The sequence below is a fragment of the Pseudomonas monachiensis genome (assembly GCF_047345015.1).
GTDB lineage: Bacteria > Pseudomonadota > Gammaproteobacteria > Pseudomonadales > Pseudomonadaceae > Aquipseudomonas > Aquipseudomonas monachiensis.
In genome coordinates this window covers 335,911-353,073 of record NZ_CP178857.1, presented here as the reverse complement: position 1 = coordinate 353,073, position 17,163 = coordinate 335,911, and the positions used below count along the sequence as shown (strand labels likewise).

Genomic DNA, 17,163 nt, shown 5'->3' with positions numbered 1-17,163 from the left:
TCAATGGCCCCAATTGCCGATTTCGGCTGCAAACCCTTCGCCGCCCGCTGCGCCATCGGCGCCCAGGGAATACAGGTCGTAAGTGCCGTCTACCGATCGCATACCCGGATTGAGGTACTGATAAGGCGTGTTCCACGGGTCGACCGGCATGCTCTTGAGGTAACCCTGGGGGTTCCAGCCCCGCGCCACGGGCAGTCCGGAAGGACGCTTGACCAACGCTTCCAGGCCTTGCTGGGTCGAGGGGTAATGGGCGTTGTCGAGGCGGTACATTTCCAGGGCGGTGGCGATGGCCTGGATATCGATTCTGGCGGCAGTGACCTTGGCTTGATCGGGGCGACTCATGAACTGCGGCACCACAATGGCCCCCAGCACGCCGATGATGACCACCACCACCATGATTTCGATCAGGGTAAAACCGCGTTGCGCGCGGGAAAGGTTTTTGCGGACAGGTTGCATGGATCAATTCACCAATTGGTTGAGGCTGAGAATCGGGAGCAGGATGGCCATGACGATCAGCAGCACGACGCCGCCCATCAGCACCAGCATGGCCGGCTCGAAGAGGCCCACCACCAGCGCGATGCGCGCGGCGAGGCTGTTTTCCTGTTGTTCGGCGGCCCGGGCCAGCATGCGGTCGAGTTCGCCGGCACGTTCGCCGCTGGCGATCATGTGCAGCATCATCGGCGGGATGTCGCCGCTCATCTCCAGGCCACGGGTCAGCGTTGCGCCTTCGCGGACCGAGCGGGCGACATCGACCATCCGCGCGCGGATGGTCAGGTTGCCGATGACTGCGGCCGCAATTTCCAGGGCGTCCACCAAGGGCACGGCACTTTTGCCGAGGATTGCCAGGGTGCTGGCAAACCGCGCGGCTTCCATGGCGCGCAGCACTTCACCGATGACGGGGGCATTGAGCACCCAACGATGCCAGCGCAGACGCCACTGCGGCTGCTGCCAGCTCCAGCGCCACAGGCCGAGCAGCACCGCCAGCACGCCCATCAACAACAGGAAATGGTCGCGCAGGCCGTTGCTCACGCCGATCAGCGCCCGGGTCAGCCAGGGCAACGGCTGGCCGCTGTCGACGAAGATCTTCACCACATCCGGCACCACGTAACCGAGCAGAAAACCGACGATTGCCACGCTGGCCAACATCAGGATCAACGGGTACACCAGGGCCATCTGAATCTTTTGCCGTGAGGCCTGGCGGGCCTGGGTGTAGGCCGCCAGTTGCTCCAGCACATGGCCCAGATGCCCCGAGCGTTCTCCAGCGGCCACGGTGGCGCGGAACAACTCGGGAAAGGCCCGGGGAAATTGCCCCAGTGCCGAGGCCAGGGCGTGACCTTCCATTACCCGGCTCCTGACCGCCGAGAGCAAGCTTGCAACCTTGCGCTTTGAGCTCTGCTTCGCCACCGCATCGAGCGCTTCCTCAAGGGGCAGTCCGGCCTGAACCAGCGTTGACAGTTGCAACGTCAACAGCGCCAGATCAGCGGCACTCAGGCGTCCACCTCGCGACCGCTGGCCCGCACCGCCGCCAACCCTGACCTCGATCAAGACACGCGGCCACAAACCACGCTCACGCAACAACTGTCGCCCATGGCGGGGTCCATCGGCCTCCAGCCGTCCCTTGCAGGATCGTCCCTGGGCATCGTGGGCGCGGTAGTCGAAGGTCGGCATCGATCAGTTCTCCTGGGTCACACGCAGCAATTCATCGAGGCTGGTCAACCCTTCAAGCACCCGCTGGCGCCCGTCCTGGAACAGGCTGCGCGAGACCTTGCGTGTTTCGTCGACGAGCAATTGCTCACTGGCGCCCTGATGGATCAGCGCCGAGACGGCGGGCGTCACGCTGATCAGCTCGTAAATGCCGATGCGGCCGCGATAGCCGTGCTGGCACTGTTCACAGCCCGAAGCCTTGAACAGGGTGTGCGACGTGCTGGTGTCGAGCCCCAGGCGCTGGCAGGCTGCCGCGTCGGCGAGGTACGACACCTTGCAATGGGGGCACAAGGTGCGCAGCAGGCGCTGGGCCAGAATGCCCACCAGCGAGGACGCCAACAGATAGGCATCGACACCCATGTCTACCAGCCGCGTGACCGCGCCGGCCGCGCTGTTGGTGTGCAGGGTCGAGAGCACCAGATGTCCGGTCAAGGACGCCTGGACAGCGATCTCGGCAGTTTCGCGGTCACGGATTTCGCCAACCATCACCACGTCCGGATCCTGGCGCAAAATCGCCCGCAGGCCCCGGGCGAAGGTCATGTCGACCTTTGGGTTGACCGGCATCTGGCCGACACCCGGCAGGTGATATTCGATCGGGTCTTCGACCGTGAGAATATTGCGGGTCTGGTCATTCAGGCTGCTCAGGGCGGCGTACAGGCTGGTGGTCTTGCCGGAACCGGTCGGCCCGGTCACCAACAAAATGCCGTGGGGCTTGCCCAACAGTTGGCGCAGGGCCACGAGGGTATCGTCCGGCATGCCCAGCCGATGCAGGTCCAGGCGCCCGGCCTGCTTGTCGAGCAAACGCAGCACCACCCGTTCGCCGTGGGCCGAAGGCAGCGTCGAGACCCGTACATCGACTTCATGCCCGGCCAGGCGCAAGGCCATTCGCCCATCCTGGGGCACGCGTTTTTCCGCGATGTCCAGGCGCGCCATGACCTTGATCCGCGACACCAACAGCGTCGCCAGTTCGCGCTTGGGCCTGAGCATTTCACGCAGTTGGCCATCCACCCGCATGCGCACCGACAGGTACTGCTCGAAGGTTTCCAGGTGCACATCCGAGGCATGCTCACGCACTGCTTCACCGAGTAGCGCGTTGATCAGGCGAATGATCGGTGCGTCGCCCTGTTGCTCCAGCAGGTCGGCGGTTTGCGGGACCTGATCGACCAGGCTGAGCAAGTCCAGTTCTTCGTCCAGCCCTTGGGCAACCTGCTCCACCGCACTGTGCCCCTCGCGATAGGCCGCCGCCAGGCGCGAGGCGTACTCATCGGCCCCGACGATTTGAAACGGCAACGTCCGTCCGCACACCCGGCGCGCTTCCGCCAATGCGGTGAGCGGCGCATCACTGCGCAGGGCAATGCGCAGCTCGTCGCCGTCATGCTCCAGCAACACACCAAAACGCCGGGCGAAGCCGAAGGGCAATTGCTCGCAGAGTCCGCTCATGGATTCACTGCGCCTTGCCGCGCAAATCGAACACTGGCGCGTCGCTGGCCGGTTCGAACAACCCGCGCGCCTCGGAAGGCAGCAACAGCGAGTTGTTTTCCCCCGCCCCTGATTTGCTCAAGTCACGCAGCGCGTTGTAACGCTGCTGGCTGACCTGAGACAGGTCTTCCTTGCTGCGCACGATGGTCGGGCGCAAGAACACCATCAGGTTGCTTTTGGTCTGGGTGTCGCGGCTCCAGCGGAACAACGCGCCGAGGTAGGGAATGTCTCGCAGCAGCGGCACGCCGCTTTTCTGGGTGCGCACGCTATCCCTGATCAGGCCGCCGATCACGATGATTTCGCCATCGTCGGCGAGAATGGTGCTCTTGAGTGCTCGCTTGTTGGTGATCAGGTCCGAGGAATCGATGCCCGACACCGACGGCGCGATGTCCGACACTTCCTGCTCGACCTCCAGGCGCAGCGTCGAGCCTTCGTTGATGTAAGGCTTGATCTTCAGGCTGATGCCGACGTCCTTGCGCTCGACGGTGGTGAACGGATTCTCCGCGCCGTTGCTGTTGGTGGCGTAGGAGCCGGTCTTGAACGGCACGTTCTGGCCGACGATGATTTCGGCTTCCTGATTGTCCAGGGTCAACAGGCTCGGCGTGGACAGCAGGTTGCTGTGGGTGTTGCTGGCCAAGGCCGAAATCAGCGCACCGAAGCGGTCGCCGCCCAGTTGCAGGATCGCCCCCTCCGGCGCCGATCTTTTCTCGTCGAACTTCAACCCGCCGACGATCGGAATGTCGGTGCCGGGAAAGTTGATGAAGCCCTTGGCGTCACCTGTGCTGAGGTTCCACTGCACACCGACGGCCTCAGCGATGTCGCCGGAGATTTCGACGATGGCGGCATGGATCAACACCTGGGCCCGTGGCTGGTCCAGCTGGCGCACGATGTTTTCGATGGTCCGCACCTGCGCCGGCTCGGCGATCAGCACCAGCGCGTTCTGGCTTTCGTCGGCCTTGATCATGAAGCTTGCACCGCCAGACGTGTCCTTGGCATTGCCGATGGCGGATGTCTGCTTTCTGCCCTGCCCCATCGACTCCAGAATCTCGGCCAACTGCTTGGCATCGCTGTGACGCAGGCGAATCACCCGGGCATTGTCGAGGGTCGTGGTAGCCGGCGTATCGAGACCTCGGGCCAGTTCGATCAAGCGCTGGCGAACGACCGGCGGGCCAATGAAAACCAGGCGATTGGTCCTGGTGTCCGCCAGTACCTGTATCGCTGAATCGGCATTGCGCTTGCCCATGGAGGCCTCGATAACCGGCGCGACATCGCCCGCCAGGGCATGCTTGAGCGGGACCACCGCGTGCAGGTTGTTCTGACCGGAGTCCAGTTCGCGGATCACCCGCGCGATGCGCTTCACATTGGCAGCCGTGTCGGTCAGCACCAACGCATTGGCCGACACCGAAGGGCCGACATAACCATTGGCAGACACCAACGGTCGCACCAGCCCGGCGATATCGGAGGCACTGCTGGTGTTCAAGCCGATGACTTCGGTCACGAACTGCGACGCCGTAGTGGTTTTCACCGTGCCCTGGCCGGCCCGGGTCTTGGCCTCGGCAACCGGGGTGATGAGGATCCGGTCGCCCTCATCGATCACTGTGAAGTGGTGGGCGTCGAGCACCGAATAGAACAACCGGCGCACGCCTTCACGATCGAGGGCCTGTCGGGACATGACCGTGACGCGACCGGAGACTTTGGGGTCCAGCACCACGGTGGTCCCCAGAATGTTGGAGATCTCTTCGACGATGTCGCGCAGCTCTGCGTTGTTCATCGCCAGCTGCCATTTTTCTTCCTCGGCCAGAAGCGCGCCGTGGGAAAGCGTTACCACCATGGCGACGAAAAAAATCACCGGTCGCAGTACTTGCACACCGAGAAAGCTATTCATGAACTTGATCACTCTGTCGACCCGGCAAGCGGGCTAAAAAAACGCGGAGAAACGCTGGGCACTTGGGGCTTGCCGTGGGGGTCGAGCCGTTGCAGAAAACCCGCTGCGGGAGGCTGGAGCGTCAATAGTTCCTCTCGGCCCTTGCTCCACAACACCGCGTGGTCGGGCTCGACGCGACGCAAGACGCTGCCACCGGGCAAGCGCTCGCCGACCTGGTAGATGCGCGCGCCTTGTGAGTCCGCCAGCAACACCCGGGACAAGCCATGAGTGACGACGAAGCTTGCCTTCAAGGTCAGCGGTTCCGCGCTCGGCAGCAACTCGGCGCCCGTCGTCAGACCGAGCACCGTTGCAACCGCCGTTGCGTCGAGCGTTTGCCGGGGTGCGGGTGCGGTTCGCGAGGTTTCGACCGGCGCTGGCAGCATCAACTGTTCGCGATAGCGCCACTCCTGCCAGCCCAGGAACGCCCCATAGGCCAGCGGCACGACCAGCAGGCTCGCCTTGCCCAGGAGCAAGACCAGTCCGGCCAAGCGTTCGCGCGAAAGCATCACCATGGCCTCACTCAAGTCGCCCGGCCCCAGGCTTGCCACACAGACGCAAAGACATCCGTTGCAGCACCCGGCGGTTGCAGGCCTCATGCACGATGACGGCACCGATGTGGACGGCCAGCAGCAGCGACAACACCACACACGCCCACGTGTGGACCGTAACAAACAGGGCGATCAGGCATGGATCGCTTAACGGTTGAGCGATCCCGATAACCCCGAATACATTGATCGGGCGATCCATCATCAACACGCCGGTCACCAGGACGGCCCCGACGATGAGGTAAATCGATGAGTGCACGAACAGTGCGAGCACTTCGACAAGCGACAACGACCTCAGGCCCGAAAAACGGGTATGAGTGAAAAACAGAAACAGGCGCCACAGGTAAAACGGTATGAACACTGTTGTCAGTGAAACATTGAAGAACGCAACCGATTCCTTGATGTGCGCAGACACCTCGAAACCGGCCACAAGAAAACCAGACAGCAAGGTCCACAGGATCACCGCCGCAGACAACCAATGCAGCAGCACGCGCAGTCTGGAATAACCCGAAACCGTCATTTTCAACTCGATCAACATCAAGGGAATAAAGCTTCAGGCGATCGGCTACCGATCGCCTGAAGTGCTACGAGGGGGACTTACAACTTGTTCCACGCCATGTGCCAGTGAGCACCGACACTCGGTTCGAAGCCGTTGGCGGAGGGGCTGTACTGCTTGCAGTAACCCGACTCGGGGAACGGTTTGCACTCAAAGACTTCGTTGGTCTTCGGATGCAGCACCTTGGTACCGGCGGTGTAGTCGCTGAGGCCTTCGGGGAATACGAAATCGTATTCGATGCCGGCGCCCTCTCCGGTCAGTTGGGTGGTCTGGGTGTCCTGACGGGTCGTGCGACCATCCAGGGTGGTGCCGACCAGGGTCAAGGTGTGCGCGCCCGGGTTGCTGCGCACATCCATGGACAGCGAGGTGGAGCCACTGGCCACTTGTGCCGAGGTGGTGCCTACCGGTTTGTTGTTCTGGTCGAGCAAAGTGGCTTCGACGTTCATCGCACGGTTCGCGATCATGCTGAACTCGACCTTCGCCCGGCCCTTATCCAGAACGTATTCGGCTTGCTGCGAGGCCACCGACATGCGCGCAGCGGTGTCCTCCTTCATGTCCAGTTGCACTTCGTAGCGCACTACCCCGCTTTCTTTTTGTGCGTAGAGGCTGTTGGTGCCTTTGACCGGCTCGACATTGCCGCTCTCGTCGCGGATACCGGCGCGAACAAGGGTGTGGGTCTGGTTGATTTTCTCTGCCAGCTTGAACGACCAGTTTTGCGGCGTGCCTTCTACAGCGTTATCGATGCTGATTTCGACACTGTAGTCCGGGCTCTCGCCATTGCCGGTGAATGCGCGGGCCTTGACCTTGTCGCCCACCAACAGCGCCGTCGAAGGCGCAATGCTGCCTACGGAGGACCAGCCGCCAGGCAGTTCAGGCTCCGCCAGGATGTTCAGATCCGTAGCGTTGTAGAACGCGGCATCGGTATCGCCCACGGTCCAGATGGCCAGGACGACGTGATGACCAGACTTGTCTGCCGGAATGTTGCAGTTGTGCTTGTCGCTGGACTCCGGACGCTTGTTACCGCCGTCGATGGTGCAGAACGGCGTGCTTTCGAAAGTGGCGCGTTTGAGCGATTCGTTCGGATTCCAGCCGTTGCGGGTGATGAAATACTCGTGTTTGGTAGCCGGGTGAACCGCTGTGTAATGCCACTTGAAATCGATGTTGCGGTCCTTGATTTCAGTCAGGTGCCAACGGGTGGCGGACTGTGCATCCATGGCAGAAAACAGCGAGTGACCACCGCTGGCGATCTTGCCATCGACCGGCCCCTGCAAGGGAGCACCGCCGACGCCCGCCGGAAAGCCTTTGAAGGTTTCACCGACACTCTGCGGTTCGTACTGGGCGCCACCGCAGTTGGTGTTCAAGCCTTTCTGGCAAGCCAGCGCGCGCGACGGCGGCACTTCCAGATAGCCATGGGCGGAAACGGTTTGAGAGGCCAGCATTGCCGATAACAGGATCATCGATGAAGTGCAGGCCGTTAAAGCACTTCTTTTATCAAATGTAATTTTCATGATGTATTCCAGACTGCTTATCGAAAACAGGGCGCCTAGTGGGCGCCCCTGTTCGCTTCGTGATTGTTCGGCAATACGCCGGACAAGGGCCTGGAACCTTACGGGGATGGAGGAAAATTCTATGTAGGAGTAATCACCACGCGAGGCAGGAACAGTCTCTCCATGTCTCAATCCGACAAAGAAAGAAAACATTCTTACAGTTGGTGATGCTTTATTTTTTGAGCTTTTAAACGGCACAAAAAAACCTGTCCGGCGCGAGGCGGGACAGGCTTTGTGAAAACGGGCAATCGCTACTCGTGATACTGCGCCGACAGCTCATGTACCGCGCGCAGGAATGCACCAGCATGTTCCGGATCGACTTCCGGCGTGATGCCATGGCCGAGGTTGAATACGTGGCCGCTGCCTTTGCCGTAGCTGGCCAGGATGCGCCCGACTTCGGTACGGATGGCTTCGGGTTTCGCGTAGAGCACGGTCGGGTCCATGTTGCCTTGCAGCGCGACCTTGTCGCCAACACGGGCACGGGCGCTGCCGATGTCGCAGGTCCAGTCCAGGCCCAGTGCGTCGGCGCCGGCATCAGCGATGCTTTCCAGCCACAGGCCACCGTTCTTGGTGAACAGGATGACCGGCACCTTGCGACCTTCGTGTTCGCGGATCAGGCCGCTGACAATTTTCTTCATGTAGGCCAGGGAGAATTCCTGGTACGCCGCCGCCGACAGGCTGCCGCCCCAGCTGTCGAAGATCTGTACCGCTTGCGCACCGGCCATGATCTGGCCGTTAAGGTAGCTGGTGACTGTCTGCGCGAGCTTGTCCAGCAGCAGGTGCAAGGCTTGCGGGTTGTCGTAGAGCATGGTTTTGGTCTTGCGGTAGTCTTTCGACGAGCCGCCTTCGACCATGTAGGTCGCCAGGGTCCACGGGCTGCCGGAGAAACCGATCAGCGGTACGCGGCCGTTCAGTTCGCGGCGGATGGTGCTGACCGCGTCCATCACGTAACCCAGGTCTTTGTGCGGATCAGGAATCGGCAGGGCTTCGATGTCGGCCAGGGTGCTGACGACTTTCTTGAAGCGCGGACCTTCACCGGTTTCGAAATACAGGCCCTGACCCATGGCATCGGGGATGGTCAGGATGTCGGAGAAGAGGATCGCAGCATCCAGTTGTGGATAGCGGTCGAGCGGCTGCATCGTGACTTCGCAAGCGAACGCCGGGTTCATGCACAGGCTCATGAAATCGCCGGCCTTGGCACGGCTGGCGCGGTATTCAGGCAGGTAGCGACCGGCCTGACGCATCATCCACACGGGGGTGACGTCTACGGGTTGCTTGAGCAGGGCGCGCAGGAAACGGTCGTTCTTCAGGGCAGTCATGTCGGCATCCGGAAAAAAAGTGAGGGCATTTTCTCAGAGCCGGGAGCAAAAGGCACGGTTGCAGGTCAGCCTTTTGTCTATCGGGTCAATTTGTCGCGGTGGAATGCAGTATTTGACTCACCACAAAACGACTGTGGGAGCGAGCTTGCTCGCGATGAGGGCTTCACATTCAACATCTCTGCTGACTGATCCACCGCTATCGCGAGCAAGCTCGCTCCCACAGGGGGTATTACATTTAGTTCCGGGGCGAGGTTACACGCCCAGGTAATCCAGGATCCCTTCGGCGGCATTACGGCCTTCGAAGATCGCCGTCACCACCAGGTCGGAACCGCGCACCATGTCGCCACCGGCGAAGATCTTCGGGTTGCTGGTCTGGTGCTTGTACTGACCTTGTTCCGGCGCCACCACGCGGCCCTGGCTGTCGGTCTGGATTTCGAACTGCTCGAACCACGGCGCCGGGCTTGGACGGAAACCGAAAGCGATGACCACGGCGTCGGCCGGGATGATCTCTTCGGAGCCCGGGATCGGCTCGGGGCTACGGCGGCCACGGGCGTCCGGCTCGCCGAGACGGGTCTCGACCACCTTCACGCCTTCGACCTTGTCTTCACCGACAATGGCGATCGGCTGGCGGTTGTAGAGGAATTTCACGCCTTCTTCCTTGGCGTTCTTCACCTCTTTGCGCGAGCCCGGCATGTTCGCTTCGTCACGACGATAGGCGCAGGTCACCGACTTGGCGCCCTGGCGGATCGACGTACGGTTGCAGTCCATCGCCGTGTCGCCGCCGCCGAGTACCACGACCTTCTTGCCTTTCATGTCGACGAAATCTTCCGGCGACTTTTCAAAGCCCAGGTTGCGGTTGACGTTGGCGATCAGGAAATCCAGCGCGTCGTACACGCCCGGCAGGTCTTCCCCGGCAAAGCCGCCCTTCATGTAGGTGTAGGTGCCCATGCCCATGAATACCGCATCGTATTCTTCGAGCAGTTGCTCCATGGTCACGTCCTTGCCCACCTCGGTGTTGAGGCGGAACTCGATGCCCATGCCAGTGAAGACTTCGCGACGATTGCTCAGCACGGTCTTTTCCAGCTTGAACTCGGGGATGCCGAAGGTCAGCAGACCGCCGATTTCCGGGTTCTTGTCGAACACCACCGGGGTCACGCCGCCGCGCACCAGCACGTCGGCACAGCCCAGGCCCGCAGGCCCGGCACCGATGATCGCGACACGCTTGCCGGTCGGCTTGACCTTGGACATGTCCGGGCGCCAGCCCATGGCGAACGCGGTGTCGGTGATGTACTTCTCCACCGAACCGATGGTCACCGCGCCGAAGCCGTCGTTGAGGGTGCAGGCACCCTCGCACAGACGATCCTGCGGGCACACCCGGCCGCAGACTTCCGGCAGGGTGTTGGTCTGGTGCGACAGTTCGGCGGCCTGGAGGATGTTGCCCTCGGCCACCAGCTTCAGCCAGTTGGGAATGAAGTTGTGCACCGGGCACTTCCATTCGCAATACGGGTTACCGCAACCCAGGCAGCGGTGGGCCTGGTCGGCCGACTGCTGGGGTTTGAAGGGTTCGTAGATTTCCACGAACTCTTTCTTGCGTTGACGCAACAGTTTCTTCTTCGGATCCTTGCGCCCGACCTCGATGAACTGGAAGTCATTATTCAGACGTTCAGCCATTTTAAAACCTCATCAAACTCTTCAGGCGCATATCACTGCGGGTTGGCACGGGTGCTGGAAAGCAACGATTTCAGGTTGGCCGCCTTGGGCTTGACCAGCCAGAAACGACGCACGTAATCATCGAGGTTCTCGGCGAGTTCACGACCCCACTCGCTGTCGGTCTCCTCGACGTACTCGTTCAGCACGCGTTGCAGGTGGCTGCGATAGGCTTCCATCGCCTCGCCGCTGATCCGCTGGATTTCCACCAGTTCGTGGTTGACCCGGTCAACGAAGCTGTTGTCCTGGTCGAGCACGTAGGCGAAACCGCCGGTCATGCCAGAGCCGAAGTTGTACCCGGTCTTGCCCAATACGCAGACGAAACCACCGGTCATGTACTCGCAGCAGTGATCGCCAGTGCCTTCCACAACGGTGTGGGCACCGGAGTTACGCACGGCGAAACGCTCGCCCGCGGTGCCGGCGGCGAACAGCTTGCCGCCAGTGGCGCCGTACAGGCAGGTGTTGCCGATGATGGCACTGTCCTGGGTGCGGTAGACGCTGCCCTTCGGCGGAACGATGACCAGCTTGCCGCCGGTCATGCCCTTGCCGACGTAGTCGTTGGCGTCGCCTTCCAGGTACATGTGCAGGCCACCGGCGTTCCATACGCCGAAGCTCTGCCCTGCCGTGCCCTTGAAGCGGAACGTGACCGGCGCGTTGGCCATGCCCTGGTTACCGTGTTTACGCGCGATTTCGCCAGAGATCCGTGCGCCGATGGAACGGTCGCAGTTGCAGATATCCAGGTCGAACTCGGCGCCGCTCAAGTCGTTGATTGCCGAGGAGGCCATGTCGACCATTTTCTCGGCCAGCAGGCCCTTGTCGAACGGCGGGTTGCGTTCAACGCCACAGAACTGCGGCTTGTCCGCCGGTACGTGGTCGCTGCCCAGCAACGGAGTGAGGTCCAGGTGATGCTGCTTGGCGGTCTGGCCTTCGAGGACTTCCAGCAGATCGGTACGGCCGATCAGTTCTTCGAGGGAGCGCACGCCCAGCTTGGCCAGCCACTCACGGGTTTCTTCGGCGACGTAGGTGAAGAAATTCACCACCATGTCGACGGTACCGATGTAGTGATCCTTGCGCAGCTTCTCGTTCTGGGTCGCGACGCCGGTGGCGCAGTTGTTCAGGTGGCAGATACGCAGGTATTTGCAGCCCAGGGCGATCATTGGCGCGGTACCGAAGCCGAAGCTTTCAGCGCCGAGGATCGCAGCCTTGATCACGTCGAGGCCGGTTTTCAGGCCGCCGTCGGTCTGTACCCGGACTTTGCCGCGCAGGTCATTGCCGCGCAGGGTCTGGTGGGTTTCGGCCAGGCCGAGTTCCCACGGAGCGCCCGCGTATTTGATCGAGGTCAGCGGCGATGCGCCGGTGCCGCCGTCGTAGCCGGAGATGGTGATCAGGTCCGCATAGGCCTTGGCCACACCGGCGGCGATGGTACCGACGCCCGCTTCTGCTACCAGCTTCACCGAGACCAGCGCCTTCGGGTTGACTTGTTTCAGGTCGAAAATCAGCTGCGACAAGTCTTCGATCGAATAGATGTCGTGGTGCGGCGGTGGCGAGATAAGGGTCACGCCCGGCACTGCGTAACGCAGCTTGGCGATCAGACCGTTGACCTTGCCGCCTGGCAGTTGACCACCCTCGCCGGGCTTGGCGCCCTGGGCGACCTTGATCTGCAGCACTTCAGCATTGACCAGGTATTCCGGGGTCACACCGAAACGGCCGGTGGCAACCTGCTTGATTTTCGAGCTCTTGATGGTGCCGTAGCGCGCCGGGTCTTCGCCGCCTTCACCGGAGTTGGAGCGCGCACCGAGGCGGTTCATGGCTTCGGCCAGGGCTTCGTGAGCTTCCGGCGACAGGGCGCCCAGGGAGATACCGGCGGAGTCGAAGCGCTTGAGCACCGATTCCAGTGGTTCGATCTCGCTGATGTCCAGCGGCGTGTCCAGGGTTTTGACTTTCAGCAGATCGCGGATCATCGACACCGGGCGGTTGTCCACCAGCGACGTGTATTCCTTGAACTTGCTGTAGTCGCCCTGCTGCACAGCGGCTTGCAGGGTGCTGACCACGTCCGGGTTGTAGGCGTGGTACTCGCCACCGTGGACGAACTTCAGCAGGCCGCCTTGCTGGATCGGCTTGCGCGGGCTCCAGGCTTCGGTGGCCAGGGCTTTCTGCTCGGCTTCGATGTCGACGAAACGCGCACCCTTGATGCGGCTTGGCACGCCACGGAAGCTCAGGTTGCAGACTTCCTCGGACAGACCGATGGCTTCGAACAACTGCGCACCACGGTACGAGGTGATGGTCGAGATGCCCATCTTCGACAGGATCTTGAGCAAGCCCTTGGTAATGCCTTTACGGTAGTTCTTGAATACTTCGTAGAGGTCGCCCAGTACTTCACCGGTACGGATCAGGTCGCCCAGCACTTCATAAGCCAGGAATGGATAGACGGCAGAGGCGCCGAAACCGATCAACACGGCGAAGTGATGCGGGTCACGCGCAGTCGCAGTTTCCACCAGGATGTTGGAGTCGCAACGCAGGCCTTTTTCGGTCAGGCGGTGGTGCACAGCACCTGTGGCCAGGGACGCGTGGATCGGCAACTTGCCAGGGGCAATGTGACGGTCACTCAGCACAACCTGGGTACGACCGGCGCGCACGGCTTCTTCAGCCTGATCGGCGACGTTGCGGATCGCCGCTTCGAGGCCGACGCTTTCGTCGTAGTTCAGATCGATGATCGCGCGTTCGAAACCCGGACGATCGAGGTTCATCAGCGAGCGCCACTTGGCCGGGGAAATGACCGGCGAGCTGAGGATCACGCGCGAAGCGTGTTCCGGCGACTCCTGGAAGATGTTGCGCTCGGCACCGAGGCAGATCTCCAGCGACATGACGATGGCTTCACGCAGCGGATCGATCGGCGGGTTGGTGACCTGCGCGAACTGCTGGCGGAAATAGTCGTACGGCGTGCGCACGCGCTGGGACAGCACGGCCATCGGCGTATCGTCGCCCATCGAGCCCACGGCTTCGTAGCCCTGTTCGCCCAGCGGACGCAGCACCTGGTCGCGCTCTTCGAACGTGACCTGATACATCTTCATGTATTGCTTGAGCTGATCGACGTCGTAGAACGCCGAACCGTGGTCGTTGTCTTCCATGGTCGCCTGGATGCGCAGGGCATTCTTGCGCAGCCATTGCTTGTACGGATGACGGGACTTCAGACGGTTGTCGATCGCGTCGGTGTCGAGGATCTGGCCGGTTTCGGTGTCCACGGCAAAGATCTGGCCCGGGCCAACGCGGCCTTTGGCGATCACGTCTTCAGGCTGGTAGTTCCAGACACCGATTTCCGAGGCCAGGGTGATAAAGCCGTTCTTGGTGGTGACCCAACGCGCCGGACGCAGACCGTTACGGTCGAGCAGGCACACCGCGTAACGACCGTCGGTCATTACCACGCCGGCCGGGCCGTCCCACGGTTCCATGTGCATCGAGTTGTATTCGTAGAACGCACGCAGATCCGGGTCCATGGTTTCGACGTTCTGCCACGCAGGCGGAATGATCATCCGCACGCCACGGAACAGATCGATGCCACCGGTGACCATCAGCTCCAGCATGTTGTCCATGCTCGAGGAGTCGGAACCCACACGGTTGACCAACGGGCCGAGTTCTTCCAGGTCCATCAGGTCGTTGGTGAACTTGGTGCGACGGGCCACGGCCCAGTTGCGGTTACCGGTGATGGTGTTGATCTCGCCGTTGTGCGCCAGGAAGCGGAACGGTTGAGCCAGCGGCCATTTCGGCAGGGTGTTGGTGGAGAAGCGCTGGTGGAACACGCAAATCGAGGTTTGCAGGCGCTCATCGCTCAGGTCCGGATAGAAGGCGGTCAAGTCCGCCGGCATCATCAGGCCTTTGTAAATAATGGTCTTGTGGGAAAAGCTGCACACGTAGTGGTCAGTGTCGGCAGCGTTGGCCACGGACGAGCGACGACGGGAGGTGAACAGCTTGACGGCCATGTCCTGATCGCTCAGGCCTTCACCGCCGATGTACACCTGCTCGATCTGCGGCAGGCGCTCAAGGGCCAGGCGGCCGAGGACGCTGGTGTCGATCGGCACTTTGCGCCAGCCGACCAGTTGCAGACCGGCGGCCAGGATCTCGCGGTTCATGTTCTCGCGAGCGGCTTCGGCCTTGACCGGGTCCTGGTTGAAGAAAACCATGCCCACAGCGTATTGCTTGGGCATTTCGACGCCGAAGGTTTCCTGGGCGATGGCTCGCAGGAACACGTCCGGCTTTTGAATCAGCAGACCGCAACCGTCACCGGTCTTGCCGTCGGCATTAATCCCACCGCGGTGGGTCATGCAGGTCAGGGCCTCGATGGCCGTTTGCAAAAGGGTATGACTGGGCTCGCCCTGCATATGAGCAATCAGGCCGAAACCGCAGTTATCCTTGAATTCATCTGGTTGGTACAGACCTGCTTTCATAGACACTTTCTCACCAGGCTGCTTCTCGCGAAGCAAATTTCTTTTCAATTCAACCACTTACCAACCGCGCCGAACGTACGCCAGCTTTGCGGGGGCAAAAGGGAGGTCATTGTACACACCGACACGGAGGCTCACAAATTTGACGACGAAATGTCGCAAATCTATGTCGCATTTGTGAAAGGTTTAAAGCGATCTGCTGTGCTAGTCAAAACTTTTTTTAATTCTGACCGCAACGACTCAAAGACTACTGTGACGCAGACACCACAAGGCACGCAGCCCGGAAGGTTGCGCGCACTTGTAGAAATTTTGAGGTGCTTGGAGAGGCGGCCTGGGTAAGGCCGCCGAATCTTCAGCGAGTTGTTGCCAGTTCCTGTTGGACGCTGGCGACAGTGCGAGGCCAAGGTTTACCAGCCTGAACCTTCGCTGGCAAGGCCTTGATGGCGGAAACGGCTGCATCACGATTGGCGAAGCTGCCGTAGGTGATCACGTAGAGCGGCTTGCCATTGAGGACTTTCTTGAAATAACGGTACTCGCCACCCTGCTCCTTGACGAAGCTTTGTGCGGCGGTCTCGGAGCTGGTGCCGAGGATTTGCACCACGTAGTTACCCGGTGCCTGACCGGCGTACCAGGTGCCGCCAGCAGCTTTGGCCGCCGGAGCGGATTTCTCCGCAGGCTTGGTCGCCGCGGCAACGGCTGGCTTGGCTGGAGCTGGAGCAGGCTTGGCCACTGGAGCAGGCGCAGGCTTGGCAGTGGCGACCTGAGTCGGCGCAGGCGCAGGCTTGGCCGCTGGTGTCGGCGCAGGGCCGGCAGGAACACCCGCTGGTGGTGCAGTAGTCGTAACGGTCGGCGGCGTAGCGCTGGAGCCTTCTACCGGAACGCCATCATCGCCTTCGGTGATGCCACCCGCGGCTTCAGCCAGAGGGGCGCGCATGACCGGTTGCGAGTTACCGACCAACGGCAATGGCATCGGCTGCGTGCTGCCGGCGAATTCGACGGCCGGAGCACCGCCATTCGCGGCTGGCTGACCCTGGCCAAGCGGCAGTTGCGCCTGTTCATTGGTCGGTGCACCGGTGGTCGGCGCCTTGTTGCGACCCGGAATCAACCAGGCGGCAGCTACCGCGACCACGACCACGGCGGAAATCGCCAATACGTGTTTCTTCGGCATATTGAACCCCATTTTTGGACGCTTGACCGCTGAGCGGCTGGCGATCATGGCTTCGATCATTGCATCGCGGGCGACCTGATTGATGCTGCCAGGCCAGCCTTCGGAGCTTTCGTGAATATCAGAGATCTGATCCGCGGTGAAAAGTTCGATACCGCGACCCGCGCCTTCGAGCCGCTGCTCCAGATATTCACGGGTTTCTTCTTCGGTGTAGGGCTGCAACTCGATGACGTGGAAGCGCTCTTCCTCGAGATGCAGAGCCTCAAGTTGACCGATCAGCGAGGTCTCACCGAACAGGAACACATGCGGGCGACCCTCAGGCGCGCCGGCAGCCAGGACCATCAGAGTCTCAAGGGCGGATTCGTCGAGTTGTTCGGCGTCATCGACCAGCAGATAGACTTCTTGCCCGGTCAGTGCGAGTTGCACCACTTGGGCCAGAATCGCGTCGGCATCAGCCTGGCCGACGTTCAGCGCCTGGGCCACCTGACGCAGCACACCGGCCGCATCGCCGGCGCCGCGGGCAGAAACCACCACACTTTGTACCGATTGCTTGTTGGTGCTGGCGACCAGGGCCTGACGCAACAGGGTCTTGCCACTGCCTTCGGGGCCAGTGACTACCAGCAGCAACTGGCTGTAGCGAGCCAGGTGATGCAGTTGTCCCAGCACGGGTTTGCGCTGGGCCGGGAAAAATTTGAAGCCAGGTACCCGTGGAGCAAAAGGGTCATGACTCAACTGGTAATGGCCGAGGAAAGCCTCGTCGGCATGCAAACTAGTCATC

At 61.4% G+C, this 17,163-nt stretch carries 11 protein-coding genes; all 11 read right to left on the bottom strand.

What is annotated here, in order from left to right; all coding sequences use genetic code 11:
• Window positions 1–456, bottom strand: a complete 456-nt coding sequence (gene gspG, locus ACMDB8_RS01520) for a type II secretion system major pseudopilin GspG (RefSeq protein ID WP_056725671.1) — start codon at window positions 454–456, stop codon at window positions 1–3.
• A 3-nt stretch (window positions 457–459) separates the two neighbouring features.
• On the bottom strand, window positions 460–1,668 hold the full coding sequence (gene gspF, locus ACMDB8_RS01515) for a type II secretion system inner membrane protein GspF (RefSeq protein ID WP_056725675.1): 1,209 nt from the start codon (window positions 1,666–1,668) through the stop codon (window positions 460–462).
• A gap of 3 nt (window positions 1,669–1,671) precedes the next feature.
• Window positions 1,672–3,144, bottom strand: a complete 1,473-nt coding sequence (gene gspE, locus ACMDB8_RS01510) for a type II secretion system ATPase GspE (protein WP_409078539.1) — start codon at window positions 3,142–3,144, stop codon at window positions 1,672–1,674.
• Between the two features lie 4 nt (window positions 3,145–3,148).
• The gene (gspD, locus tag ACMDB8_RS01505; RefSeq protein WP_409078538.1) at window positions 3,149–5,068 is read right to left on the bottom strand and encodes a type II secretion system secretin GspD; all 1,920 of its coding nucleotides are present in this window, start codon (window positions 5,066–5,068) and stop codon (window positions 3,149–3,151) included.
• A gap of 8 nt (window positions 5,069–5,076) precedes the next feature.
• On the bottom strand, window positions 5,077–5,619 hold the full coding sequence (locus tag ACMDB8_RS01500) for a hypothetical protein (RefSeq protein WP_409078537.1): 543 nt from the start codon (window positions 5,617–5,619) through the stop codon (window positions 5,077–5,079).
• Window positions 5,620–5,623: 4 nt separating this feature from the next.
• Window positions 5,624–6,190 carry a cytochrome b gene (locus ACMDB8_RS01495; RefSeq protein ID WP_236709757.1) on the bottom strand — a complete coding sequence of 189 codons (567 nt, stop codon included), beginning with the start codon at window positions 6,188–6,190 and terminating at the stop codon, window positions 5,624–5,626.
• A 59-nt stretch (window positions 6,191–6,249) separates the two neighbouring features.
• Window positions 6,250–7,716 carry an N-acetylglucosamine-binding protein GbpA gene (gbpA, locus tag ACMDB8_RS01490; RefSeq protein ID WP_056725686.1) on the bottom strand — a complete coding sequence of 489 codons (1,467 nt, stop codon included), beginning with the start codon at window positions 7,714–7,716 and terminating at the stop codon, window positions 6,250–6,252.
• A gap of 290 nt (window positions 7,717–8,006) precedes the next feature.
• Entirely contained in the window at window positions 8,007–9,074 is a 1,068-nt protein-coding gene (gene hemE / locus ACMDB8_RS01485) for a uroporphyrinogen decarboxylase (RefSeq protein WP_056725688.1), read from the bottom strand.
• A gap of 252 nt (window positions 9,075–9,326) precedes the next feature.
• Window positions 9,327–10,745, bottom strand: coding sequence for an FAD-dependent oxidoreductase (locus tag ACMDB8_RS01480; RefSeq protein ID WP_007975602.1), 1,419 nt, complete (start codon window positions 10,743–10,745; stop codon window positions 9,327–9,329).
• A 32-nt stretch (window positions 10,746–10,777) separates the two neighbouring features.
• Window positions 10,778–15,223, bottom strand: coding sequence for a glutamate synthase large subunit (gene gltB / locus ACMDB8_RS01475; protein WP_056725690.1), 4,446 nt, complete (start codon window positions 15,221–15,223; stop codon window positions 10,778–10,780).
• Between the two features lie 349 nt (window positions 15,224–15,572).
• Entirely contained in the window at window positions 15,573–17,162 is a 1,590-nt protein-coding gene (locus tag ACMDB8_RS01470) for an AAA family ATPase (RefSeq protein WP_409078536.1), read from the bottom strand.
• Between the last annotated feature and the right edge of the window lies 1 nt (window position 17,163).